At 44.5% G+C, this 22,230-nt stretch carries 23 protein-coding genes and 1 pseudogene; all 24 read right to left on the bottom strand.

Features of this window, described 5'->3' with window-relative positions:
• Positions 1 to 210 precede the first annotated feature (210 nt).
• Positions 211 to 936: pseudogene (locus tag D8792_RS10410) on the bottom strand (SH3 domain-containing protein); the annotation flags it as partial.
• 112 nt (positions 937 to 1,048) lie between these two features.
• Positions 1,049 to 1,459, bottom strand: coding sequence for a phage holin family protein (locus D8792_RS10405; protein WP_125373965.1), 411 nt, complete (start codon positions 1,457 to 1,459; stop codon positions 1,049 to 1,051).
• Positions 1,449 to 1,721, bottom strand: a complete 273-nt coding sequence (locus tag D8792_RS10400; RefSeq protein ID WP_125373964.1) for a hypothetical protein — start codon at positions 1,719 to 1,721, stop codon at positions 1,449 to 1,451. Before D8792_RS10400 ends, D8792_RS10405 begins: the two co-directional genes overlap by 11 nt.
• Before the next feature lie 2 nt (positions 1,722 to 1,723).
• On the bottom strand, positions 1,724 to 1,915 hold the full coding sequence (locus tag D8792_RS10395; RefSeq protein WP_125373963.1) for a hypothetical protein: 192 nt from the start codon (positions 1,913 to 1,915) through the stop codon (positions 1,724 to 1,726).
• 10 nt (positions 1,916 to 1,925) lie between these two features.
• Positions 1,926 to 6,326 carry a hypothetical protein gene (locus tag D8792_RS11845; protein WP_376739445.1) on the bottom strand — a complete coding sequence of 1,467 codons (4,401 nt, stop codon included), beginning with the start codon at positions 6,324 to 6,326 and terminating at the stop codon, positions 1,926 to 1,928.
• The gene (locus D8792_RS10380) at positions 6,327 to 7,769 is read right to left on the bottom strand and encodes a distal tail protein Dit (protein ID WP_125373962.1); all 1,443 of its coding nucleotides are present in this window, start codon (positions 7,767 to 7,769) and stop codon (positions 6,327 to 6,329) included.
• Positions 7,769 to 11,317 (bottom strand): tape measure protein, encoded by a 3,549-nt coding sequence (locus D8792_RS10375; RefSeq protein WP_125373961.1) that lies wholly within the window; start codon positions 11,315 to 11,317, stop codon positions 7,769 to 7,771. Before D8792_RS10375 ends, D8792_RS10380 begins: the two co-directional genes overlap by 1 nt.
• A gap of 13 nt (positions 11,318 to 11,330) precedes the next feature.
• Complete coding sequence (locus tag D8792_RS10370) at positions 11,331 to 11,951, bottom strand: Gp15 family bacteriophage protein (RefSeq protein WP_125373960.1); 621 nt, start codon at positions 11,949 to 11,951, stop codon at positions 11,331 to 11,333.
• Between the two features lie 4 nt (positions 11,952 to 11,955).
• Positions 11,956 to 12,312 (bottom strand): hypothetical protein, encoded by a 357-nt coding sequence (locus D8792_RS10365; protein WP_125373959.1) that lies wholly within the window; start codon positions 12,310 to 12,312, stop codon positions 11,956 to 11,958.
• A 50-nt stretch (positions 12,313 to 12,362) separates the two neighbouring features.
• Complete coding sequence (locus D8792_RS10360) at positions 12,363 to 12,824, bottom strand: phage tail tube protein (protein WP_048792148.1); 462 nt, start codon at positions 12,822 to 12,824, stop codon at positions 12,363 to 12,365.
• A complete protein-coding gene (locus D8792_RS10355) occupies positions 12,825 to 13,226 on the bottom strand; it encodes a minor capsid protein (RefSeq protein WP_125373958.1) in 402 nt (133 codons plus the stop codon). It abuts the gene before it with no gap.
• Positions 13,226 to 13,618 (bottom strand): minor capsid protein, encoded by a 393-nt coding sequence (locus D8792_RS10350; RefSeq protein ID WP_125373957.1) that lies wholly within the window; start codon positions 13,616 to 13,618, stop codon positions 13,226 to 13,228. The genes D8792_RS10355 and D8792_RS10350 overlap by 1 nt, the downstream gene beginning before the upstream one ends.
• On the bottom strand, positions 13,618 to 13,935 hold the full coding sequence (locus D8792_RS10345; RefSeq protein ID WP_221763075.1) for a putative minor capsid protein: 318 nt from the start codon (positions 13,933 to 13,935) through the stop codon (positions 13,618 to 13,620). The genes D8792_RS10350 and D8792_RS10345 overlap by 1 nt, the downstream gene beginning before the upstream one ends.
• 4 nt (positions 13,936 to 13,939) lie before the next feature.
• Positions 13,940 to 14,341, bottom strand: a complete 402-nt coding sequence (locus D8792_RS10340) for a head-tail connector protein (protein ID WP_125373955.1) — start codon at positions 14,339 to 14,341, stop codon at positions 13,940 to 13,942.
• Positions 14,342 to 14,353: 12 nt separating this feature from the next.
• Positions 14,354 to 14,551: a hypothetical protein gene (locus D8792_RS10335; protein ID WP_125373954.1), complete on the bottom strand. Its 198-nt coding sequence runs from the start codon at positions 14,549 to 14,551 to the stop codon at positions 14,354 to 14,356.
• Between the two features lie 5 nt (positions 14,552 to 14,556).
• Entirely contained in the window at positions 14,557 to 14,757 is a 201-nt protein-coding gene (locus tag D8792_RS10330; protein ID WP_125373953.1) for a hypothetical protein, read from the bottom strand.
• Positions 14,758 to 14,770: 13 nt separating this feature from the next.
• Positions 14,771 to 15,595: a phage major capsid protein gene (locus D8792_RS10325; protein ID WP_125373952.1), complete on the bottom strand. Its 825-nt coding sequence runs from the start codon at positions 15,593 to 15,595 to the stop codon at positions 14,771 to 14,773.
• A 32-nt stretch (positions 15,596 to 15,627) separates the two neighbouring features.
• Positions 15,628 to 16,209 (bottom strand): phage scaffolding protein, encoded by a 582-nt coding sequence (locus D8792_RS10320; protein ID WP_125373951.1) that lies wholly within the window; start codon positions 16,207 to 16,209, stop codon positions 15,628 to 15,630.
• A gap of 158 nt (positions 16,210 to 16,367) precedes the next feature.
• On the bottom strand, positions 16,368 to 16,634 hold the full coding sequence (locus D8792_RS10315; protein WP_125373950.1) for a hypothetical protein: 267 nt from the start codon (positions 16,632 to 16,634) through the stop codon (positions 16,368 to 16,370).
• Positions 16,635 to 16,683: 49 nt separating this feature from the next.
• Positions 16,684 to 16,965: a hypothetical protein gene (locus tag D8792_RS10310; RefSeq protein ID WP_125373949.1), complete on the bottom strand. Its 282-nt coding sequence runs from the start codon at positions 16,963 to 16,965 to the stop codon at positions 16,684 to 16,686.
• Positions 16,962 to 18,611, bottom strand: a complete 1,650-nt coding sequence (locus D8792_RS10305) for a phage minor capsid protein (protein ID WP_125373948.1) — start codon at positions 18,609 to 18,611, stop codon at positions 16,962 to 16,964. Before D8792_RS10305 ends, D8792_RS10310 begins: the two co-directional genes overlap by 4 nt.
• Before the next feature lie 95 nt (positions 18,612 to 18,706).
• Positions 18,707 to 20,215 carry a phage portal protein gene (locus D8792_RS10300; protein ID WP_125373947.1) on the bottom strand — a complete coding sequence of 503 codons (1,509 nt, stop codon included), beginning with the start codon at positions 20,213 to 20,215 and terminating at the stop codon, positions 18,707 to 18,709.
• 17 nt (positions 20,216 to 20,232) lie between these two features.
• Positions 20,233 to 21,546 (bottom strand): PBSX family phage terminase large subunit, encoded by a 1,314-nt coding sequence (locus D8792_RS10295; RefSeq protein WP_125373946.1) that lies wholly within the window; start codon positions 21,544 to 21,546, stop codon positions 20,233 to 20,235.
• A complete protein-coding gene (gene terS / locus D8792_RS10290) occupies positions 21,512 to 22,192 on the bottom strand; it encodes a phage terminase small subunit (RefSeq protein WP_260470298.1) in 681 nt (226 codons plus the stop codon). Before terS ends, D8792_RS10295 begins: the two co-directional genes overlap by 35 nt.
• Positions 22,193 to 22,230: the final 38 nt, after the last annotated feature.

The following is a 22,230-nucleotide window of genomic DNA, read 5'->3' as shown; positions in this document are numbered from 1 at the left end:
CATTTCAATAAAAGACACTAAAATTCTCTATCTAATATAAACGAGGGAAAACAAAAACAGACCGACATCGCTGTCGGCCTGCCAAGTCTATCGCTACGGAAAATTTTAAATTTTCCCATTATAACAAAAAAAGCCCCAGCCTTTTCGGCCGGGGGGTAGATTAAAATTTAAGAAAAAATATTTATTTTCCGCAGTTTCCGCTGCGGTTTTTTAGCTCAAATCACCCCAGAGAGTGATGCGATTCCCTGCTTCGTCAGTTTGACCAATGGCCATGTAATTACGATTGCCAGATTCCCCAACGTAGGAGATCCAGCGGTAGCCATTAGCTGAACCCTTGCTGTCGTAATTAACAGATTCACCAGGTTCGTAGACATGCACGATTTCACCATTAAGATTTGGCTCACGGCGCACATTGATAGCTACTTCTCCTACCTTAAATGCGCCTGTTTCAGGCGTGAGCTCAATTTCGTCTGATGTTGGTGATACATCTGCTGGAGTAGCTGGCGCTGGGCCGTCGCTGTATGGTGGATAAAACCAGCCAATTACGTCCTCAAAACCTCGATTATTGTATCGAGCTGGTCCTCCAACGATTAGAGCATCAACATTTCCATCAATGTTCTGCTCAACAGTTCGCATAGTAATACCATCAGAATCCTCAATGACGATGCCACAATGCCCATAGTTAACACCACCAAACCAAGCATTCATGTTGAAAAATGCTCCAGCTCGTGGGTTAGCATCGGTTGGCATGCGGTGTACTTCCCAGCCAGCAGCTTCTGCGGAATCTAGCAAATCAACGGCATTGCCCCACAAATCCACTCCAAAGAAATGTTTAGATGGGTAAGTCACTAGATCAGCGCATTGAGTGCCTCCGAATCCATCTTTATCAACACCCATGCCCGAGTTCGCTAAGCCAATCGTAAATTGTACAAGTTCATTTGCTGTTGTCATTTTTTTTTATTTTCCTTTCAATTTTTCAAACGCCGCGAGCCAAAAGTAGCCCGCAGCAAAAGCAAACAGAGCAAGCTTCAGCGCCTGCTCTTTTATTCTATTTTTTATCATTTTTATCCGAATTTGATATTTTTTCAACAAATTCTCGAAAGAATGTTGTGTTAATACCTAGTTTATCAAAATTTTCCAGAATAGATTTTAGCTCAAAAAACAGATACCCGAAATAAAGGATCTGTAGAGCTCCCAGTCCAATTCCTTCAGGCAGCAAGATAGACAGCGGAATGCAAAAAGCTAGTAAAGCGATACTAGCAATCTTGCGAATAATTCCATTGATTCCTTCTTTGCTGCGAAATTCAATGTTGGGATTGAGCTTAGCGGCCAAAGTTCCAGTAAGGAAGTCAATAGCCATAGCACCCATGATGAGCGCTAAAGTAAACACAATCAGTTCATCCTGCGTATCAATTAAGGCACGCAAGCTGTGTGACCATTCCAAAATGTTAGCCTGCATTCATCACCCCCTTTTTCTCTTTAGACCCAGCTCCCAACTCCGCAATAATCGCATCCTCAGCAGCATATACCGCATCCTGAAATGCCTCTTCTTGATCTCGCACTTCGCGACGATTGGTCGTGTAAACCTCAGGATTATCAAGCCATGAGTTATGTGTTGTCACACCTTTATCGTCAATATCCGCTGTCATTGTCTTGACGACTGTGTCGTCGATTTTAATACGGCCTACGATTTTAGTTGTTTTTGTAATTTCTAAAGTCATGATTATTCTCCTTCTTTAGCTGGTTTCGTTTGTTCTTCAAGCAAAGCTTCCAGCTCTGTTACTTTTGCTTGCAATTCCGCATTTTTTTCTTGCTCTAGGATCAATCGAGCCTTTAGTTCGATTTCTCCCAAAGTCGAGTTATCTAGCCGTTCCTTATATCCAGCTAGCATAAGATTGTAAAATTTACTATCCATAAATACCTCTCTATATGATTTTGCCTTTCGGCACGTCTCCGGCCAGAGGGAATTCATCCACAGTCGTATAGCTGACAGTCCCCGTCCAGACACGATCACCAAATTTGTTATTTGTGTATCTGATAGCTCCGTCGGGCTCTAAGTGGACGATACACGTTGCATCAATTGTCGCATTGACGTTCCCAGTCAATGTCAAGTGGGCTTGGGAGATTGGCCGAAATCCGGCCGGTATCCGTTCAACTGCTTTGGCATTCTCGACAATGCTAGCAATGTTTTTGATGATACGAGTAACTGAAACGGTCACTAGATTCCCGATTCGCAAAAACGTAGCATTGATCCCCCACATCAAACTAGACTCAGCCTGTAACCTGATTTTCTGGTTGACTGTATCGATGTTGAGAGCGGAATAGCCGTTTGAATAGGCCAAGTCCCAAGAGCCTGTCCCTCCGCCTTTCAGCGAGTAGTTAAGGCGTTGATACGAAATAATGTCAGGCGACACTTGCATCGTATGGATCGGCTTCTCATTGGTGTCATAAGCATTCATCAAAATGCCGTTTGGCAGCATCTTGATTTCTTCCTTGCCTAGATTTGAGCGAGGTCCTGATTTGTTGTGGTTCGTAATCTGGATGTTGTCAGCGATTCTGATTTCACCTCTAGTGTAAGGCGTTTCGTACTCGTTGATGATTTCTCCAGAGGTCACTCTACCAAGCTTACCGCTTAGGGCAGATAGCTCACCTTCAATGTTCAGCTTGTCAACTGTGACAGAGCCGTTGACAATCATGTCGCCCTTTACTTTTAGCAAACGGGCGATAATCTCAACATTTTCCGGGCTTTGAACAATCATGCTAGCCAAAGTCTGGCCGTTGACGGTCTTCTCAACGCTAGAGATGATACCCCCCTCATTGATTTTAACTTGGCTTTTTCTGAGGACTGAGTTACTAAGTTCCTGCACAGCTTGCGTGATTTGATTAGCTCGCTGAGTTAGCTCTGTTTGTGAGACTTTACCAGCGACCTGCTGAGTAATCGTAGTCAGCTGACCTTCAGCTGTCTGCTTAAACTCAGCCAAACTAGTCTTGGTCTCGTTAAGACCAGACTCAACCTTGCCAACTTTGTTCAGCGTTTCCTGCGCTGACTGCTTCCACGTATTAAAGACCGTCAATGAGCCATTAGCCGTGTTTATAGCAGTTTGCATGCTGGCTAGTTGACCGTCAACGTCTTGCCTATATTCGGCTAGCTTGGTATTGGTATAGCTTTTGCTATCCTCGAATGCTGGTGTCCAACTTGACGGGATTATATTTGATAACGTGAGCGACGGCTCCGCGATTTTATAATGTCCGTTTTGCGTTGAGTACAAATAGAAAAAATTCATACCTTCAAAATCAGCGTCGTTATTAAAAGTGTGCAGAAATTCAACAATGTGCCATTTGTTTCGAGGTAAGTCTCCTAAATCTTTGAAAAGATGACTTTTATTTTTCGAATGGTTCTTCAATTGTAGAGCTAAGCCTGCATTTATGGGGACGTCAGAAAAAATGTAAATCGGCATTCTGACAGCGATTGTGTCGCCTTCTTTAAATCCACTAATACTTGCATTTAAGGTAATTCCCTTCCACGCATTTTTATTTTGACCTGTCACAGCAACCTCAATTGAATTGTGACCGTTATAGTCATTTTGATTGAGCTTAAGTATCGGGTTATTGACATTATTAACGTCAGAAATTTTATTAAACCCTGTGTTTAAGAGTAAATTACTAGCTCCTGTCCGCAGCTCCTCAAATCGCCTGCTTATGCTCCGCACGTCTTCTGCGTGCTGAGCCCTGCCCACATAGCCAGATTCAACGATCTGGCGCAGAGTGGTCAGCTGACGTGCGGTCTCTTCGCGAGAGTAAGTGCGCAGAGATTCGGCTCGTGTGCCGTCTGCGTTGACGTAAGCTTGCACAGTTGCCAGCTCTTCCCTCAACTTCCCAGCCTCTGCCGTGACCAAGGTCTTATCAGCCTTGTCCTTGGTCGCATTGATGATTTCCTGACGGATTCCGCTTGCTCGCACCTCAAAGGTCAAGGTCACATTCCCGTCTTTATAACCAATATTTCCAAGTCTTGACCGTAAAATCGTTCCAGCATTTTCTGCTTTGGCATAAAAGCTGATGGTCACATTCTGATTGGTCATGCTTCCCGGCGCTACTTTGCCATATTGCCCAGTAGCTGGATAAGTGATTTTAGGGTTTCCGCCGTCCTTGCCAGCTGGGTCTTGCCCAACGATTTTCAAGGCGTTGTGCCCAAGATACTTGTTTTCGCTATCGATGGTAGCTGTGTAGGTGCTCGTAGTCCAAATACCAGTTTTCCTGATATCTTGCTTAAAAAGTGAATTTAAAAAGAGGTTTCGACCCGAGGCCTGCACACTCGCAATCCGACTTTTCAGCTCCTCAGCTGTCTGCACAAGCTCAGATTTGCTAGCTTTACCATCGGCCACATTGGCCAGCTCAGCAAGCCTGCGAGTAGTCGTCTGCTCAAACGTAGCCTGAGCGGATTTCACACCCGCAAGTTCGGTTTTAGTTGCATTTAGCGCTTGCACTTGCTTGGCTATCTCAGACTCAGCTTGGGTCTGCTTGGTGCGGATGGAGCCAACATCCGAGCGTATTTGACTGATATTGCTATTCAACTGACTCTGAGCCTGCGTCAGGTTCGCCCTGACTCCTGCCAGATTGTCTTTGACATCTGCCAATTGGGTTTGAGCCGCTGTTACAGCTTTTTTTAACTCTGCGGTGTCAGCTGGGTCTCCTCGTTCTCCTCGCTCTCCCTTTGGCCCTTGTGGTCCTGTAGCTCCTTGAGCCCCACGTTCACCTTGAGGGCCTCTAGCTCCAGTTTCACCTTTGTCGCCTTTGGCTCCAGTTGCTCCAGTAGAACCTTTGGGTCCTTGCGGCCCAGGGTCTCCTTTAGCTCCGTTTTGACCGTCGTTGACATTAGTAAAAGTCAACTGCTCTCTGGCTACTTCCTGACCATTTACCAAGGCTATAGCCGTCAAGGTAAGGGATTCCCTCATTCCTGCCGCTGTGACCTTATGGCTTGGAGCTTGGCCAAAATCCTCGTTATCAATCAGCCACTTCCAAGTACATTCCACAGCCCTATTGCCCTTTTTGAGCGTTGGGAAGACTGTGGATTCGCCCTGGTTGTTTTTAAAGATATGGCCATTATCAGTAGCGAGACTAACTGAATACGGCTTCGCTTCTTCCAGCATGTTTTCTAAACGTTGTTGCAAGCTGCTTGATACTTTGTTTTCAATCGCTTTAAAGTTAGCGAAGACCGTTTTATTTTCTCCGGTGCCAGTAAAGCTCATTGATTGTTCAAAGACTCGCATTTGTAACAGTAGTGCTGGATAAAAGCCATCATCCTCAACCTCAACAGTGTCTCCTGGCCCATAAGGCAAAAAACCATCTACTTCATAGGTTACAGCAGGATAGCAATTCTTTTTCAGCTCTCTCAGAGCACTAGATCGGATAACCTCTTTACTTGCGGACTCGACCGGAAAATCCTTACGAATCCACTGGTCGGACATTGTTCCGCTAGTAAATGCTGCTGGAAACATACTCATTGATAAAGGAGCGTAGAGCATATCCCCTCTTTGAAAGAACTCAATCTCTCCTTTTTCATTTTTAATTTCTAACGCCTGCATTCCTGCAATCGTTACGACTTCGCCTTCTTCTGTTTTGCCAGTTGGCCGAGTGGCGTTATAAATTCCTGTTGTATCAACTGTGCGAGTAAGAGAGCGAAAGTCTCGTCCATAACGCAACACTTTAGACTGGACTTTCCCCACGCCTTGATGTGTAGCGTCGTTTTCATGGTACACATTGACCACGAACGCTTTGATAGAGCTATCATCATTAAGCCGTGTTTTAAACTCGATTTCAGCTCCAAATTTGTTGGCTAAACTTAAAAGTCGGGCTAATTTGGTATCCTGACCTTCCCATTCGGCAGTGATTTTTTTGTCAGAAACTTCGTTTATCCCAATCTGCAGCAAGGTGAAATTGAGCAAATCCATAGCTTCGCAATACTCTTTAAAGGACATTGCTTTTGGTGCTTTGTATGGGTTTGCATATTCGTTAATCAATTCGAGGTTGAGATTTACGCAGTTTACTTTAATCACTTTCTCGTTTTCAACTGTTTTCCGGACGGTAAAGAGCTGGGTTTCCCCTTCATACTCAAAAGAGATAAAGTTCTTTTCGCTCAAAAGATTGTAAGCTCGCTTCGAATGCGTATCTGTACTCAAGGTCTTTTTTGCGACTGTAAAATCAAAGGTGGCGGCACCGGTCTCAAAGAAACGATGCCAGGTATCGTTAAAATAATTCAATGTAGTCTGCTTGTCGTTGTCGATCGAAGCGACAGGATGCAAGTGAGCATCATGAATTGTTAGTAACATTTATAACCACCTTTCCTCAAAATTGACCGCTACTGTTGGTTTGTTCTTCGCCCAACTCGAACAGTAAACCTCTAGCTTGCTGTTGCCAGGCGGAACTTTTAACCAGCTTGACCCATGGACGCGGTCACTGAACTTGTTCAGGCCATCCACGGTGATACCGTCATTTTCGCAATCTATCACGACCGTCGAGCCTGGTCGATACCGATTTGGGACATCACGGATCCCCGTGACAAAGTCCTTGCGATATACAAGGCTGTCTAGATAGAGATGACTTATCATTGGATTGTTGCTGATAGAGCTGATAATCACTTGGATTTTAGCAGTCTTTATTCCCTTAATTTCTGGAATATGAAATTGTGGATAAGTCCCCCACCAAAATACCTGCACCATGTCGTCACGGCGCTGGATATCAGACCAGCCCCTCTCTGCGTTAAAGGGGTTGTGATGATCATAATGCGTCCCGGTGAATTGCCATTTCTTAACAAGACGCGGCCCGTTGTCTCCACGGACTAAGAAATTGTACTCACATTCCAGCCCAAACCAGCGCTTGTAGATTTCTACTCCGTAAATAAATCTTCCAGTGCTGTCGACGAAGTTTATTTTCATGAGCCCCATTTGATTCCCTGCACCCAGCCAACATATCTGCCGCCACCAAAGGTAATCGTTCAACGCTCCTCTTTGACCGGAGCTATCGACAGGAATATCCCAAGAAATCGTTCCGGAATTGTTGCCTGGAACTAGAGCTAAGTGTGGTCGTCCCCAATTGTTTTCAATTCTGAGCGCTCCAGATTCTTTCCTAGCTGCAGCAAATCCTTTTGTGATCCCATTGTTCGTCACATAATCAAAGAGGATTTCTGACTGTTTGTAAGTTTCTAAGTCGGTTTCTTCTCGATTGCCGAGTTCCATAGCTCCGCTAGGATTGACTAAGCCGATATACCCATTTTCTGAGTTGTTTCTGACGGTAACGACGGGAAAAGCGTCGACATTCCCATTATTCACCAGATCAAAAACTAGCTTGTTCCCCTCTTGCTTAGGGTTATCAAACCGCTTGTAAGTGATAGCGTGGGCCACACCATCGGGAATCAAAATATCAAACTCCCCCTTTTGAAACCAGCGGGCAACATTGTCCATATCCACAGCTCCGACGGCCATGCCAAGATAGTATTTATCAGGTTCATCAGATATCGTGATCCGCACTGGGTCCTTTGTGTTTAGGATGCTTGCCAAAGCATGTTTTGCACTTTCGGCATCTCTAGCCGTCTTTTTGTGGATTGCAAATTTTACTTTGATTTTTTTAGGCCCTATTTTCAAATCTTGGACGTTAACGCCTAAAAAAGGAGCGTCATTTGTCGTGACACTCCTTTCATTTCCGACTGGTCTGATAACCTCGATTATCCGGATAACCTCAGAGAGGTCATGATTGTTATAGATGATTGTGTCCATTACGTTATCCCCCTCATCATGTTATCTAGTAATAATTTGTCATTTTGATAATCGCTCATTGGTTTGCCGATTTTAGCAACCAAAGCTCCGTCATCTAGTACCATGTTTACAGGTCGTTTCACAGCTTTTTCAGCAACTTCAAGTGCTCGTTCTACAAGATTATTAGATTTCTCTTGTACAACCTTAACGCTGGCCTTGATTGACCGTTCTAGGTCTGATTTGACCTGCACTGTTCTAGACAGCTGCGATTGACCAACGCCAATGATATCTTCCGGAGCATATTTAAAGGCTCTGATTTGGTCGTAAACATCACCCATCGCATTATCTACTTTATGCGCATCTGCCAAAATACCAACAGCCACACCTTGCGAAATGTAACGACCTACATTATCCCTAAATAGTCGAGACGGTGAGTGGATGCGAGCTTTAGCCTGCGCCGCTCTCTCAGCCTGAGCCACAAGGGCATTTGCTGCGGCTGTTACGGCCCAAAGAGCTGAATACATACCTTGAGCCAGACCTTGGCCAATCATAGCCCCGACATAACGCATAGTTGCGGCTCCAGACATACCAACAGAACGAGCGGCATTTACCAGAGAGCTCATAGCGCTCCTTACTTGCCCTCCTCCTCCTCGGATTCCTTGAGCGATATTCTGCGAGGTCTGTTGCCCAGTCTGGCGACCTTGTGAAATCATCTGACTACCAGTAGAGCGAACCACTGCAAGCATCATCTGCATAGAAGATTGAACTTGTGCAGACATTGATGCAAAGGCTGCAATCGCTGATGCCGTACTTGCTGAAATAGCTGTAATCTGGCCAGAGGCGCTTGCAGCGCTTGTTCCAACTTGCACAAAGGTAGCAGAGACTATCGTAAGGCTTGAGTTGATTGCTATAACCTGAGCACCAAATACAGTAAAGCCCATGGCAGCCTGCAATAAAGCAGGTGTGATCGTCGTTACTTGAATTCTCAATGCGGCAATAGGAGCATTGATAGCTGATAGACCAGCGATACCAGAAACGACCTGACTTGTAAAACTAGCAAAGCTTGATGCGGCTGATGCAAGAATTGAAGGTAATGTTGTGACAGCGGTCTGTAAAGATGCAATTCTAGTTGCAAAATTCGTTAACCCTGAAACTGCTGCATTAGCTTGACTTGATACCGTTGTCATGCCAACGCCGAGTGTTTTCATGGCATTTCCGGCTTGAGCCAATCCTGCTGATTTACTTGCAATATTTCCAACACCGAGCGCAACTGCTCCAAGAGACGCAGCCATATCGCCAAGATTGGTGTTAGTGATCATAACTACGCCTTGAGCAAGCAGTTTAAAACCTTGGCCAGCGCTTAAAGCAGCTCGACCAATCGAATCAAAGATACCAGATATACCGTCTAAAATGGTCCTGACAGCATTCCCAAAGCCCTCTATAACACCTTTCGCTCCGTCAAGCACGCTTTTGATGACATTGCCTAGCGTACGGAATAGATTCGCTATGCTGTCTATTATCGGACTTATCTGAGCGACTAAGGTCGTAAATGCCTCGGCTATTGATTGGAGCACAGGAGTCAAAGCCTGCGCTATCTGTACGACCGCTGGCATAAATGGAGTCAAAGCTTGCACTATCCTAACGATCGCATCTGCGACAATTTGCGCTACTGTCGTAAAGACATTGCCTATAATTTCAACAATTGGGGTAACAGCCTCAACGATGGCCGCAATACCTTGACTAAAAGCACTAATCACAGGCGGTAAAACGGAGGCGATAGAGGTTATCGCTTCCCCCAACGCCGAGACAAATGGAGCAGCTGCGCCGAATGCTTGGCCGAAAGCTACGATTAGAGGGGCCAGATTAGCCAGTGCAGACGTCACAATCGGCAGCACACCAGCTACTGTAACAATGGCTTGGGCAAAAGCTCCAATAATTGCTTTTGCTACCGTAGCAAAAGCTTCTCCTACCGCATTGATGATAGTAGCTACCCCTTGACCTTGCGTAGCAAGCAGCGCAAATCCTGCTGCTATGATGGCCACACCAGCTCCAATCCCGACTGCAGCTGTAGCTACCGCTCCGCCGAAGGCTAGGATATTGGCCACGCCTGCGGTTTGCAAGGCTGCGCCAAAAGCTAAGATGACTTGCGACAGCCCGCTTAATGCCGCTTTAATGCCAATCCCTATACCGATTGCAGCAGATTTGACTGCTCCTCCAATAGAACCGATAACAGAGCTTAAGCTACCCAAAATTTGAGCGATTTTAGACCGTCCCTGCGTAATAGCTTCAGCTGCTCCGCTTGCAGCTTCTGTTGCATTCTTTTTGAAGATGTTAAAAGGGTTAAAGGTTTTTAAAAAGTTAAAGGTTTTGAAGCCAGCAACTAAACCAACCAAACCGCCTACTATTGCCTGAATTGCTCCAGCCGGCAGCGAACTGATAAAGTTAGCTGCTACAGTTGCAGCCTGAGAAAGCCACTTCACCACATTCCCAAGGACACTAGCAAGAGTGTTTAGCTCGTTTGAGGCGGTTAGACTATTCCAGATATGACCAATAGCTCCTGCAATACTCTGGATAGCGCTGATAAAGGCAGATACCGCCCCAGTGTTAGAAAAGGCAGTCCAAAAGGCCTTAACTTTTCCTGCTAGGTTTGAGATAGTGCTGCTAGCTTTTGCTACAATCTTCTCTACATTGATACTCTCAAGGAATTTCCCTAGACCATCAGCCAGCTTGCCGAAATTTATTTTTTCTAGAGCATCAGATAGAGCATTGACAGCCTTAATTCCAAATGCATTGAGTTTTTCAAACGCTGGCATGAGCTTGTTAGAGAGACTTTCTTTTGCCCCGTCTATAGCTTGATCAACCGTCTTGAACTCAGTAGCCATCTTCTGGAAAGCGTCAGAGTTCCCTGCACGGTTCATAGCGTCAAAGAAATCCTCTGTCTTGATTTTGCCGTCTTGAACAGCCGATACCAGCTCAGCGGTAGACATCCCCATCTCTTTAGCAACTGCTGCCATACCAGCAGGAGCTTGCTCCATCATGATTTTAAAGTCCATCCAGGCTACTTTAGGCTTACTTGCCATCTGAGTAGCTTGAGTAGATAGTGATTTCATGGCTTGGGCTGGGTTTTCCGCTGAGGCTGCAAGCCCACCAAATGCCTTAACCAGACTACCAACATTCTTAGTACCGACTGCGTCAAGTTGTGAGTAGGTGCTTGCCATGTCCGAAGCTGAATAGATCGTTTTGGTTGCAAAGTCCTGCATCTCCGTCTTCGCTTTTCTTATTTCGTCAGAAGAGCGACCAAAAGCTTGTAAATTCCCCTCAAAGGTCTTCCAAGCTTTTTGCGAACTGTTCAACTCTCCGACCATTTCCCGGATGCCAGAGCCAACCATACCTATACCGGATGTGATAGCTGAGCTAACGAGGTTAGCACCTAAAACAGACTTAAACACTGATCCGAGCTTAGCGCCGCTTTCACTCAATCCGCCAAGCAAACTTTTTAATTTAGAGACTCCTGATTGAGCCTTGTTCCCATCCATTTCAACCTGGATGACAACCTTACCATCTGCCATCTATACCTCCTTTCTAATCCCAGCTATCTTCTTCAGCTTCGTCGTCGATATCTTCATCAGGCAAACGAAATTCCTTCTGGAGCTCGCGCATCTTTTGGATGTATTCCGAACTGTCCCCTTTTTGAGGCTCATAAGACCGGATTTTTAACACTTCAACAAACTTTGTGCCTTCAGGAAGCCCAACAAGAAGAGCATTAAACTTTTTCCAATGAAGTTTCCCTATCTCTTCGATTAAGTCAATTCTGTAAGCCTGCATGAACGAAGCGAAGACATAATCACCGTCATACTTCAGATTGTAGAGTCGTTTATGTGGCTCATCTGCTGAGGTGGTTTTGATAACATTTCCGGCCAAGTCATACTCGACCTCATCATCAACTTTTCTGGTCTGAATATGCTCTTCGAAGACTGCCCTCACAATTTCCATTGCTTCATCTACCGTTAAATTCTCAAAAGAGACGCCAGTCAGAATCTGCAAAGCGAGTAGCGGGCGCATGATCTCGGGAATTTCCTCATCTCCCCACATCTCAAAAAGTTTTAAGACTCTATCAAACGACAAGAGCAGCGGGAAAATCTGCTCTTCACCTTCGATTTCTAAAACAAGCTCATCTACCAGCTTCCTTGAAATATCCAACATAGCATCATGCTAGATACTTCTTGATGGTATCTTCTGAATTGCGCTCCAGGTATTCCTTTTGAATGCCAAGGATGGCCTGAAGCAAATAATTGAACGCAATCGTCGTGTCTTCGCCTGCAAATTGATACACTTTCTGGAAAGCGTCTGGGCCGAACAATCTGCTCCAGCCTTCTTCTGTGATTTCCATCGCTTGAATCGCGATTTCTTCATCGGTTAATTTGCTGATTTTTTTCCATCTTTTCGATAGATCATCACGATAACTGTCAAGGTTTTTCGCTCCCTTGTCATTTGCATTGTATTCAAGCTGAAATTCCCCAAAATCGATTGGGATGACATTACTGATTTTTTTAATTACAACCATAAAAATTCTCCTTTCAAAAAGAAAAAGGCGTGATATTTCACGCCTAAAACTTATCCTGGTACGACAGCTGATTTCTTAGGAGTGCGGCGCCATACAATCTTAAACTTGATACTTTCATTTTCAGAAGCTTCACCGTCTCCGATTTCGATTTCAGAAAGACGGGCTGGCCCTTCGTATTGGGTCTTCCCTGTAGAATCAACTTCTTTGTACCAAACTAAAAGATCATCGCCCACCGCGTCCTGTTTATCCGCGATAAAATTCTGAGCTTTGTCGTCTGTATCACGCAGACCTTCGAAAGAGCGTCCGCGTTTTTTTGATACTACCAATTCTTCAACCGTTCCATCTCCTGCAAAATCTGAAAAGTCGTCTGTCTTTTCATCGTTATCAGGAGACGATTCTTTAATTCCTTTCGCAATCCAGAGATACTCTTGTGCAGTCGGTGGAGTATCAGGAGTCGCTTCTTTGTATGGTCCGATGTAATGTTTACGTTTTACGTTTTTGTTCTTTACCATCTATTCTTCCCTTTCTATTTCGAGGCTAGCTGTAACATCTAGCAAGTAAATATAAAAGCCTTGCTCGTCTAAGTCGTTTAAGTACGGCTTATCAACTGCAAGGTTTAAAAAGTTGTATGACTTGTTTTTGCTCGGCAAATCCAAGTCCATTTTTGACAAGGCAGCATTTATCTGCCACAGTATCGTATTGTTTAAAGCTTGGTCTCTTGACTTGATCGCAATTTCAAAAGGCAGGCTGACTGTTTGTGTTCCAGCCATATCCTCGTCCTCTACTTTTCCTCCTGGCAGCGGGTAGATTGCCAACCCTTCCTTTTCGTCTAGATATCCGAGGGCGGACGGAATTTTTGATTGAATGCTTTTGATATGCTCAAGCAAGACCTCTGAAAAGTCATTATTCTGCATTATTTCACCCCCATAGCTCGCAGGCCGACGTCTGCCCATGCTTGGGCATAGAGTGGCACAGCTTTTTTATCCCATCTAGGACCTGTCCCTGGCGTCGGCTTTTGGCTCAATAATCTTTCTTTATTAGCAAAGAAGAACCTTCTTTGCTTATCTGAAAAGAAGCCTTTCCGTTTCCGGCCGTAATACACAATTCTAGCGTAAGGCTGTGCATACACGATAGAATCCTTTCTGACGTGGCCGCTAGATCGTAGGTCTCCTCTTCGTATCGGGACGAACTGCTCCATATCCAACATAGCCTGATTGGCTATAGCCAGCTTCCCTTTTGCGAAATTTTCCGGAGAAACTTTCTTTTCGACGCCCTTTAAGTCAATCTTAATCGAAACACCACCCATCAAATCACCTCGATTTCGTAAGCCAGAAGCTTCTTAGTGAATGGATGATATTGAGGGATGATGCTGCGGACAATGTAGAGCGTCCCTTTATCATCAACAACACCGCCTATAAAGCTCTTGTCTAGCTCTACAGGGCAGTATTTGTGATATACAATCACTGTTGATGGTTTATTTTCGCTCTGGTGATTGCCTGATCCGGTCTGAGAGAACGTCCTATCGAATTTGCACGGAGAGAGCAAAAGAGGCTCTGCATAAGTTTCTTTCCCCCAATCGTCCTTGCTCAATTTTTTTTGAATCGTTACGGAATCCGGTAGCATTCTTTTATCTATCATAATCAACCCTCGCAAAGCCAAATCCAGCTAATTTCAGCCAGTTTTCAGCATCTCTAGATAGATTGTATCTTTCAGCCAACGAAAGCATCTGAGCGCTGTTTTGATTACCTCCACGATAACTGACAGAGGTCCGCCCAACGGTCATGCTGGCCATTGCTTGCTTGTCCTCAGCAGTCATGATCCCTGAGCTGTCCAAATAAGCAATCTGGAAAGCTGTAGCAAGTTTGACAGCCTTTTTCCGAGCATCGTGGTCGCTATCGAAGCTATTTCGAGAGTAAAAATCCCGAATATATGCATCGATAGCGAGTTCTGCACGCTTCAGCAATTTGTCAAAATCGCCATCCACGTCAAAACCAAGCTCTTCGTACTCATCTTTTGTTAAGTAGGTCATCTACTCACCTCCTTACGAGGCGGTATCGGCCGCCTTCGCATTCTTAGCTTCTTCTTCGATGCGCTCTAAGCCATCTTCGTCGAACGCAGCCTTATACATTTTGTTGATTTTGTCCGCTTCACTTACTTGCAAGTCATAGACTTTTCCTTCGTCAAAGTGACGATCAGATTGGACCAGGTAGAAATTTGCTTTAGCTTTAAATTGTGCCATTTAATTTATTCCTCCACTTCGTAGCCTTGATTTTCAAAGGCTGAAATCATGATAGGGTCAGACAGGGTAAAAGATACCCCGCCCTTAGTCACAGTAACCGACTTCTTAGAAGAAACTGAATCTACCACTTCCTCAGTGGTTTCCTCAGTTACTTCTTGCGTTTCTACCACTTCCTCAGTGGTTTCCTCAGTTTTCTTTTTAGTCATTACTTATCCTCCCTTATGCTGATTTGTGAACATAGATAGCTTTTTTCTTGTTGTCAAGAACGAAAGCGTCATAGCGGATGCGACCCTCAACAAGCTTGCCGTTAATTCCTGGAGGGTTGTCGTGGATTTTGTAGTCTTCTAACTTCACAGGAGATGACGTGGCTACTGGGTGAGCAATGATGAACTCTACATTTTGTGGCAAACGCGATGTAGGAGTCAAAACGACTGGCAAACCGTCAATCATACCTACTTGACCTTTGATTGTGATTTCTTGACCAAGGTCAGAATTCTTCACGAAGGTTGGGTCAAGCTTGATAAGTTTGTAGAATTTAGGCGACACATGCAAGACACGACCAGCCGTTGGGACAAAAGCGTCAGTTAGCTTAACCTGGCCATCAAGAACAGCCTCATAAGCGTTGTCTTTGGTCACTGCTGCGGTTACGATATGGCTTGAGTCTGCACCGGCTACGATAGTCGCAAAACGGTAAGTATCAACTTCAGGAATAACGACTTCTGACAACTGACGTGCAAGAGCTTTACCCGCTTCCATAATTCCGTTGGTGTCTTGTTCAGACTTCTTGTCAATGGTAAAGGTGAAAGAACGATCTTTCTTGAGTACCATAGTTTGAACGGTGTTGCCAAGTTCCTCAGCCTCGCCGTATCGGTTCTGGCCGGTTGTCTTATAATCATTCATTCCTGACGTAGGAACTGAGTAGACCTTAACCGTGTCAACACCAGTAAAATCAAAATCTTGGTTAATAATTCCAGTAGATAGGGCCTCTTTAGCAAAACGCTCATCTACCTTTCCATCAAATTTAGCTGCGTAATTTACTGCCATGTGTAATATTCCTCTTTTCTTTATTTTTGATTTTATACGCTATCAAAGCCAGCGTATAAGGCTTTATCTTCTTCCGACAATTCTGTGCCAGAATCTGCAGGTGGATTCCCGCCGGCAGAAAAGCGTGGTTGCGGCTTTGCTTGCCCTTGCTCTTGATGGAACAAGTAAGGACTAGACTCCTTGAGACTGTTGATTGTGTCCTCTAATTGAGGCTTTCCATCTTCTCCTAGGCTAATTTTGTCTAAGTCAATGAACTTCATCAAGTCCTCAGAGTTGTAAGCTCCTACATCTTTCAAAGCAAGGGCTACAGCGTTTGTTTTAGTGACCTGAGCAAGGTTTGCCTCACTATCCAGTTTGTACTGGTCAAATTGGGCTTTTAGTTCTTCAAGCTGTTGTTTGCTTTCAGCACTTGCTCCCTCTTTGGCCTGTAGTTCATTGATAGCTTGGGTTTGTTGCTCAAGCTGCTGTTTTAATGTTTCGTTTTCGGCTTGTAGTTCCGATTTGGCTTGTGACTTGGCATTTTCAATACCTGCACCGTACGCTTGCATAATATTGTCAATGACAGCCTTGTCTTCGATACCTGCCTCAACTAACATTTCACGTTTAAGACTCATGTCTTAACTCCTCCTTTTTTACGTCACATGGACAAATTAAGACAGTTTTACGCCATGCTCCAGGGCAAAATAAAAACCGTCTGGATTTCCATACGGTTTATGTATTTTTGAGTAGTTTTAAGTAGTCTTTCCTACCAGTCAAGATGAGTGACCACCTCCTAAATAGTATCTAAAATATTCAGATACTCCAGCTCTTCGTATGTTTCTGCAAAAATATCTGGCTTGCATGGGTAAAATTCACCTTGCACGCCTTTGATGATATAATCTCCCTTTTTGGCCACCATATCACCTTCAAGTGTAGCAATCCATATGTTCCCAAGTCCATCGAACCAAATCTTATTCTCTGCAAAGTCAATCACTTCTTTATGGTTATTGCCGTTCCAACGCACCGCATCAACCTCAACAGGCTTCTTTCTGTATCTCATTTCTTTACTCCTTTTTGATTTTGGGCATAAGAAAAGCGCCTAGATTGTACTAAGCGCTAATTTTTACTAATTGCTTTGCCTTTTCGTAGTAAGGCGTTAGGAAGTTGATAAATCCTTGCTTATCACTTGGGTCGTGCTCCTCTAAAAACATCATCAGCTCAAAGTCATTAAGAGCGTCAAACATTTCAGGGTTTTCATTGTCCCAAGCCTTGGCAAAGTCCTCATCTTCTCCAAAAAGGGCGTTAAACTTAAAGGAGAAATCCCAAAAATTATCAATCTGACCACTGACTGCTTGCTTTAGCATGTCTAATACTTGTTGACTGCATCTCATAATGGTTTAAATCCTTTCAGTTTTTTACGTTTCATCATAGTTACTACAATATCTGTATCAGGCTCAGTGATGTAGAGGATACCGTTATAGTATCTTGCAAGTCTGCCATTCTGCTCTGATACGTAGTTAGGAGGCAGAGAAAAGGCTGTTTTGACCGTGTCATAGTTGTAGGTGAACGTGCCATCATTGCGTCTCATACGCTCTATGTAGCGAGCTATTGCGTGGTCTCCAAACACTATACCGTCATTCTTGAAATTAAAGTAAGCCTCCACTGCCAGCTGTTTCTGCTTGTCAGACAGTTTTTCTTGGATGCCCCCCTTGAAATAATTGACAATCCTATTATCATACCTCAAAGATTCCTTTTCAGAACGGCTCAGGGTTTGGAAATCACTATAAGACTTGGGCGCTTTGTTTCCCAAATTTCGTAGTATTTCAGAATACTCCTTTTTAGAGCGTTTGTCAATAGTTTTGTATAACTTTTGAACAGCGTCATCATTGTAGTAGTACTTCTCTCTAGCATAATCACGATGTAGAAACGGATGCTGTTTGAGATAGTCTCTCATGGCTCCCTGCTGGATCCTAACCTTGCTATTATATTTTTCTATCAGCTCTTTATCGCCTAATTTCTCAGCGACGTGGAGCTTTTCCTTGTTCGCTCTGATGGACCGCTCTAGCGCTCTCTGCTTAGCCTCTGCGTTGGCGTTTTCGATTGCTTGCTCTGGCGTTATCTCTGCCACGTCCTCTCCCAAATCAGGCTTGTAGTTTGCTCCTGGAATGAAAGGCGTCAGCATGTGACCGCAATGAATACCAAGACAACCGCCGGGCTTACCATATCCATAGTCTTCCAAAGATAGAATACGCTCGCCATTTTCCATTCGAGCTGGTCCGTAAGTTACTATCTGATGCTGCAAAGGTGCACACATTTCACGGGCGGAGCTTTTTTTAGAGTAATAAAAAGTATCAATGCCCAATTCTTCAGCTGGTCTCGTTCGCATTTCTCGGAAAGTTCGATAGGTTGTCGTCTTAATAACCATCCGGGCGTAGTTATCTATCTTCCAGTTTCGCCCAGCGCTATCTTGGAACCCTTGAAAACCTTTCTCTTGCCATTTCATGACCGTGTCAGAAATAGCCTTATCAGCCGTAGACAGGCCAGTAACAACTCTAGCGACAGATTGCTCAATGATACCTTGATAAGCCCCAATAACGGCTTTAGGAAGTGTCGTGTTGATTAGGTTGTGGATATCTCCGACCGCTTGACTAGCATAATCAGCAAGAATTTCTTGAATGTGGTTACTATCTCCTGCGGATCCTCTGCCTAAATCTTCCAAAAGCTGTTGTTTCGTGTCTGTGTAGAGCTTCAAACCCTCGTTTTCGACGATATAGCGCAGTTGTTCTTCGGCTACTCCAGAGTATTCAGAGATTAGCTTCAGATTCTCCTCGTTGAGCATGTGCATCTGTTGCATCTTCTCAAGTTGCCAGATGTAGGGTTGCTTATCAAGATAGACAGTACCACGTTCTGTCACACGTTCGACCACGTTATCAAACAAATCCAAAGCCAGCTGGTGATAGATGTCTGCCACGTTGCTAGCTTGAAGTAGCAGTTGCTCGTCATTGAATTGAATTGGTGGTCTCTTGTTTCCTTTCATTTAGCATCCTCTCTAGCAATGTTCCTGACTTTTCCATGAAGAGCTTGGCAGGGTTTGGAGCTAACGAGAAAATCCTTGAAATTATGTTCATTTAATCACTCCCCGTACAAGTCAATGTCTTCTTGCGTTCGCTGGCTGTTAGCCGTGTCCATCGTCTCCTGATTGATTGCCTGGATCATCTTCTTAGCTTCGACCTCTGACATGTTAAATGCCTTTTGGATAGCGTGAGCCTTGCTGACAATGCCACTAGCCAAAGCTTTAGTCCAATAGTCAAGCTCGTTGTTCTTGTCAGTGAAGACACCATCATCCAGATTGATTGCAATCTTCTCCATTTGAGGGATCGGACCATTGTATAGCTCGTAAAGACTTCCAAGCTCGCAGATCGAAATGATCAACTCTTTCAGCGATTGCTCGACCAAGCTGACAATACTGTTTCTCATTTGGTAAGTGTCTGAGTTCTCGCTGACAACCTCAGTAGCTGTCTTCAAGCTCTGGCCGTCAAACGTAAACATACCGGCAGACACACCTAAAAGCATTTCAAAGAGCGCTAGGCCTTCGTTGATACTCTTGATGTAGTCATCTGCTCTGATTGCTGTTGTGAGGTCAGTGATGTTTCCGCCATCCATGTCGCTATTCGACAAGCGCAAGTAGACATTTTGCTCAGCGTCAAAGCGCTTGACGATGTTAATATCACCGTCGTCAGATACCATTCTGGTTTCTGTCAGATTCTCAGGAACAGCCACTCGACGTTGGCCCATCTTGACTTCCCATTTGAACTCATCATAAGTCGTATTGATAAAATCAATCGTACTCTTGGCATTATCGAAGATAGATAGACCTAGGGGCGAATTGATGTCCTTGTTGTTCATCCCGGGCGGTTTTAGGTAAGAAAAAAGCGGCCTTGTTAGACCGTCAAGTTCAACTTGTTCTTCTAGATCCTCGTAGACTTCTGCCAACGGCACACGCACACCAACTTGTTCAGAGCTTTCAGACCTGTATAGCTCGTTTGAAATGATGTACTTCCCATCCTTGCCCCATTCGTGAAACTCAATTAAGGTGTAGTAGATGTTCTTCTGGCCTGCTGATTTAATCGTTTTAGTCACGATACCAGCGCTTGAAACGTCTTGGGTGTTAGATTGAAGCGGTAGAAAGACAGGCGCTTGAATAAATGACACTCGCACTCGTCCGTTGTCTACATAAGGGCGCATAGCAAGACCACCCAGGGCTAGACAACTTTCAAGGTATCGCTCAAAATTCTTGTTAAAGCGGTCGTTCTTCAATGTTTCTTGGATGAATGCGTCCGCTTGTTCATCATCCAACTTGATTGTTGCCTGCTCGTTAAAGACCAGACTAGCAATCTTCTTGGCAGCGGTCCGAGCAATTGGCAAATGAGTCGCTTCTCTTTGCTTCTTGATGCCGTCCGTATTCATGTATGTTATCTTCTCAATCTTGCTCTGATAGTATCTTAGATTCTCATTGATTCGACGATACTCTGCGCTTGTCACTGCGATTTTAGGATGGTCTGTGATACTTGCGAGACTTTCTGTAGTCATTGCGTACTGTCCTCTCTTAAATAGATTTTTGACAAATTGTATAATGCCCATTCATCGGCTCCTTTTTGCTAAAAATTGGCGTAACGTTTATAAAATACGTTCACACTATATCTAAATTCGTCCATCGCGTGGTTATCTTTATCAATCGGTTTCCCATTATCATCACGACTGTAAAGACCAATCTCTTTCAAAAAGTGATAATGATCATACTCTTCTTCTGAATGATTGATAAGCAGGAACTGACCTGAAGAGATGATATTCTGGCCGCGCTCAATCCCTACCTCGATACCTTTTGCCTTGCTGCTAACATCATGGGCATTGTTTAAGGCTCCTCTTGTCCGGATGCCTAGCTTATGCAATTCCTCTCGTAAGGATCTACACGCTGGGTCAATCCAGACATCGGTATAGCGCATTTGATACTTGCTAACACACCACTGGATAAATGCTCGAAGCTCGACTGCATAGGTAGACATAGCCTTGACTTGGCCAGTCTCAGCACCACTGTGATAGTAGTGGGCTACACGGTTGAGCCTAAAGAAAGTCTTATTGCCCTCTCTATGTTTAGTAACGATGTTACAAGACATCGAGGTGGCGTCAGATTGTCCACCGTCGCCATTGAAATACATTTCTACAGGTTCGCCGACTAAACTATCCTTGATATTCCTCTCTAGGTCAAATAGGCCGTATATGACGCCTTGAGGCATAACTCTTTGACCGAGCACGTCCCGTTTGTAGAGATAAGGATTCTTTTTCAGCGATTGAATAATAGACTGCTTACGCTCCTCGGACAGAATTGGATTGTCGTCCATGGTCCAATGAGTCCAGCGTGTATTTTGGACATCAAAGACATCTTTAATAACTGGATGCTGAGGAGCTGGAGGGTTTAGATCAGCTAGATGATACCTGAGCTTGGCCGCCCAGGTCCGTCTGAACGCTTCCTGAATAAAATCCATGTTCAGTAAATTGATTTCACAAAAGACTACTGAGCCAAGCGACATACCAGTGATAGCCCCAACGCTATTGGCTTTACCGCCCCCCTTATAATAGACGCGCTTTGTTCCGTTTGGTGTATCGATTAAGAGGTGGTCTCCGTGCTCGTCGTGCCTGATTTTACAGTTTCCGTTGAAGATATGCATTAAACCTGTGCCGTCGCCGTCAATAAAAAGACGGTAGGCTTGTTCCTGGTTGTATGCAGCAATGAGATGATTCTCGTCTGGCGACTCAATCAAATACCTGGCATAGCGAAAATGACCAGCGGTTGTCTTGCCGCTTCGAGGAGTCCCCTCGTTGACTTCCAACTCATAATTAAAAGGCCTGCGAATGATGTCGGATTGTTTGTTTGAAAACTTAATCTTCAACTTCGTCACCGCCTTTGACTGCATTCAAGAGAGCTTCCATAAGACTTGTATCAGACTTAGAGCCTTGATTGCTTTCAATCTTGATCTTGAGTAGTTCAATTCGCTGTCTCTGCTCTTCGGTTACAAGAGACGATCGTGTTAGCTCGTCGTAAGTCTTAATCATACTTTTAAGCTCTGCCTGAGCCCTTGCTATTGCTGCTAGAGCCTTACCTTGCTTATCCCAAGCCGTATGAATCTCATAACTTGCGCCACCTTTGGCGGTGCTAGCTATAAGCAGACTAGTAGTATCATCTACATCTTGCACATGCAGAACGCGTTGTGCATGCAGTAGATTAGCATAGGTCAGCGTGATATTTTCCCAAAGAATCTCTATAGGCTGTTTCTCTGAAACCTCCTGAGCTATCTCATACACCTCTTGAGGTAGATACTTAGCAAACAAGCCATGTTTGAGGGCGTTGGTGTTTCCTTTAGGTGCTCCGTGCCCGTCTGCATTCTTATTCCCTTTGGGTGCACCTCTTGGAGTTTTGGGTGCACCCTTTTTGTCACGGCTCCATTTGTGCCTACGTTGCCATGATTTGACCGTGTTAATTGAGACATCATGCTTGGTAGCAATGTCTTTGTACTTCATGCCTGCCTCATAGTCTTTGCGTGCTAGTTCACTTTTCTCCATGCCCTCCTCCCTGCTTTGTTTGTTTTGAGAAAAAGAAA

The sequence above is a fragment of the Streptococcus cristatus genome, assembly GCF_003943505.1.
Lineage (GTDB): Bacteria > Bacillota > Bacilli > Lactobacillales > Streptococcaceae > Streptococcus > Streptococcus cristatus_E.
Note: the sequence above shows the minus strand (reverse complement) of the source record. Positions and strands in the feature narration are given on the sequence as shown.

Excerpts from the sequence above, each read along its gene's own strand:
- D8792_RS10405 (WP_125373965.1), bottom strand. The coding sequence starts at position 1,459 with ATGCAGGCTAACATTTTGGAATGGTCACACAGCTTGCGTGCCTTAATT.
- D8792_RS10400 (WP_125373964.1), bottom strand. The coding sequence starts at position 1,721 with ATGACTTTAGAAATTACAAAAACAACTAAAATCGTAGGCCGTATTAAA.
- D8792_RS10395 (WP_125373963.1), bottom strand. The coding sequence starts at position 1,915 with ATGGATAGTAAATTTTACAATCTTATGCTAGCTGGATATAAGGAACGG.
- D8792_RS11845 (WP_376739445.1), bottom strand. The coding sequence starts at position 6,326 with ATGTTACTAACAATTCATGATGCTCACTTGCATCCTGTCGCTTCGATC.
- D8792_RS10380 (WP_125373962.1), bottom strand. The coding sequence starts at position 7,769 with ATGGACACAATCATCTATAACAATCATGACCTCTCTGAGGTTATCCGG.
- D8792_RS10375 (WP_125373961.1), bottom strand. The coding sequence starts at position 11,317 with ATGGCAGATGGTAAGGTTGTCATCCAGGTTGAAATGGATGGGAACAAG.
- D8792_RS10370 (WP_125373960.1), bottom strand. The coding sequence starts at position 11,951 with ATGTTGGATATTTCAAGGAAGCTGGTAGATGAGCTTGTTTTAGAAATC.
- D8792_RS10365 (WP_125373959.1), bottom strand. The coding sequence starts at position 12,312 with ATGGTTGTAATTAAAAAAATCAGTAATGTCATCCCAATCGATTTTGGG.
- D8792_RS10360 (WP_048792148.1), bottom strand. The coding sequence starts at position 12,824 with ATGGTAAAGAACAAAAACGTAAAACGTAAACATTACATCGGACCATAC.
- D8792_RS10355 (WP_125373958.1), bottom strand. The coding sequence starts at position 13,226 with ATGCAGAATAATGACTTTTCAGAGGTCTTGCTTGAGCATATCAAAAGC.
- D8792_RS10350 (WP_125373957.1), bottom strand. The coding sequence starts at position 13,618 with ATGGGTGGTGTTTCGATTAAGATTGACTTAAAGGGCGTCGAAAAGAAA.
- D8792_RS10345 (WP_221763075.1), bottom strand. The coding sequence starts at position 13,935 with ATGCTACCGGATTCCGTAACGATTCAAAAAAAATTGAGCAAGGACGAT.
- D8792_RS10340 (WP_125373955.1), bottom strand. The coding sequence starts at position 14,341 with ATGACCTACTTAACAAAAGATGAGTACGAAGAGCTTGGTTTTGACGTG.
- D8792_RS10335 (WP_125373954.1), bottom strand. The coding sequence starts at position 14,551 with ATGGCACAATTTAAAGCTAAAGCAAATTTCTACCTGGTCCAATCTGAT.
- D8792_RS10330 (WP_125373953.1), bottom strand. The coding sequence starts at position 14,757 with ATGACTAAAAAGAAAACTGAGGAAACCACTGAGGAAGTGGTAGAAACG.
- D8792_RS10325 (WP_125373952.1), bottom strand. The coding sequence starts at position 15,595 with ATGGCAGTAAATTACGCAGCTAAATTTGATGGAAAGGTAGATGAGCGT.
- D8792_RS10320 (WP_125373951.1), bottom strand. The coding sequence starts at position 16,209 with ATGAGTCTTAAACGTGAAATGTTAGTTGAGGCAGGTATCGAAGACAAG.
- D8792_RS10315 (WP_125373950.1), bottom strand. The coding sequence starts at position 16,634 with ATGAGATACAGAAAGAAGCCTGTTGAGGTTGATGCGGTGCGTTGGAAC.
- D8792_RS10310 (WP_125373949.1), bottom strand. The coding sequence starts at position 16,965 with ATGAGATGCAGTCAACAAGTATTAGACATGCTAAAGCAAGCAGTCAGT.
- D8792_RS10305 (WP_125373948.1), bottom strand. The coding sequence starts at position 18,611 with ATGAAAGGAAACAAGAGACCACCAATTCAATTCAATGACGAGCAACTG.
- D8792_RS10300 (WP_125373947.1), bottom strand. The coding sequence starts at position 20,215 with ATGGGCATTATACAATTTGTCAAAAATCTATTTAAGAGAGGACAGTAC.
- D8792_RS10295 (WP_125373946.1), bottom strand. The coding sequence starts at position 21,546 with ATGCAGTCAAAGGCGGTGACGAAGTTGAAGATTAAGTTTTCAAACAAA.
- terS (WP_260470298.1), bottom strand. The coding sequence starts at position 22,192 with ATGGAGAAAAGTGAACTAGCACGCAAAGACTATGAGGCAGGCATGAAG.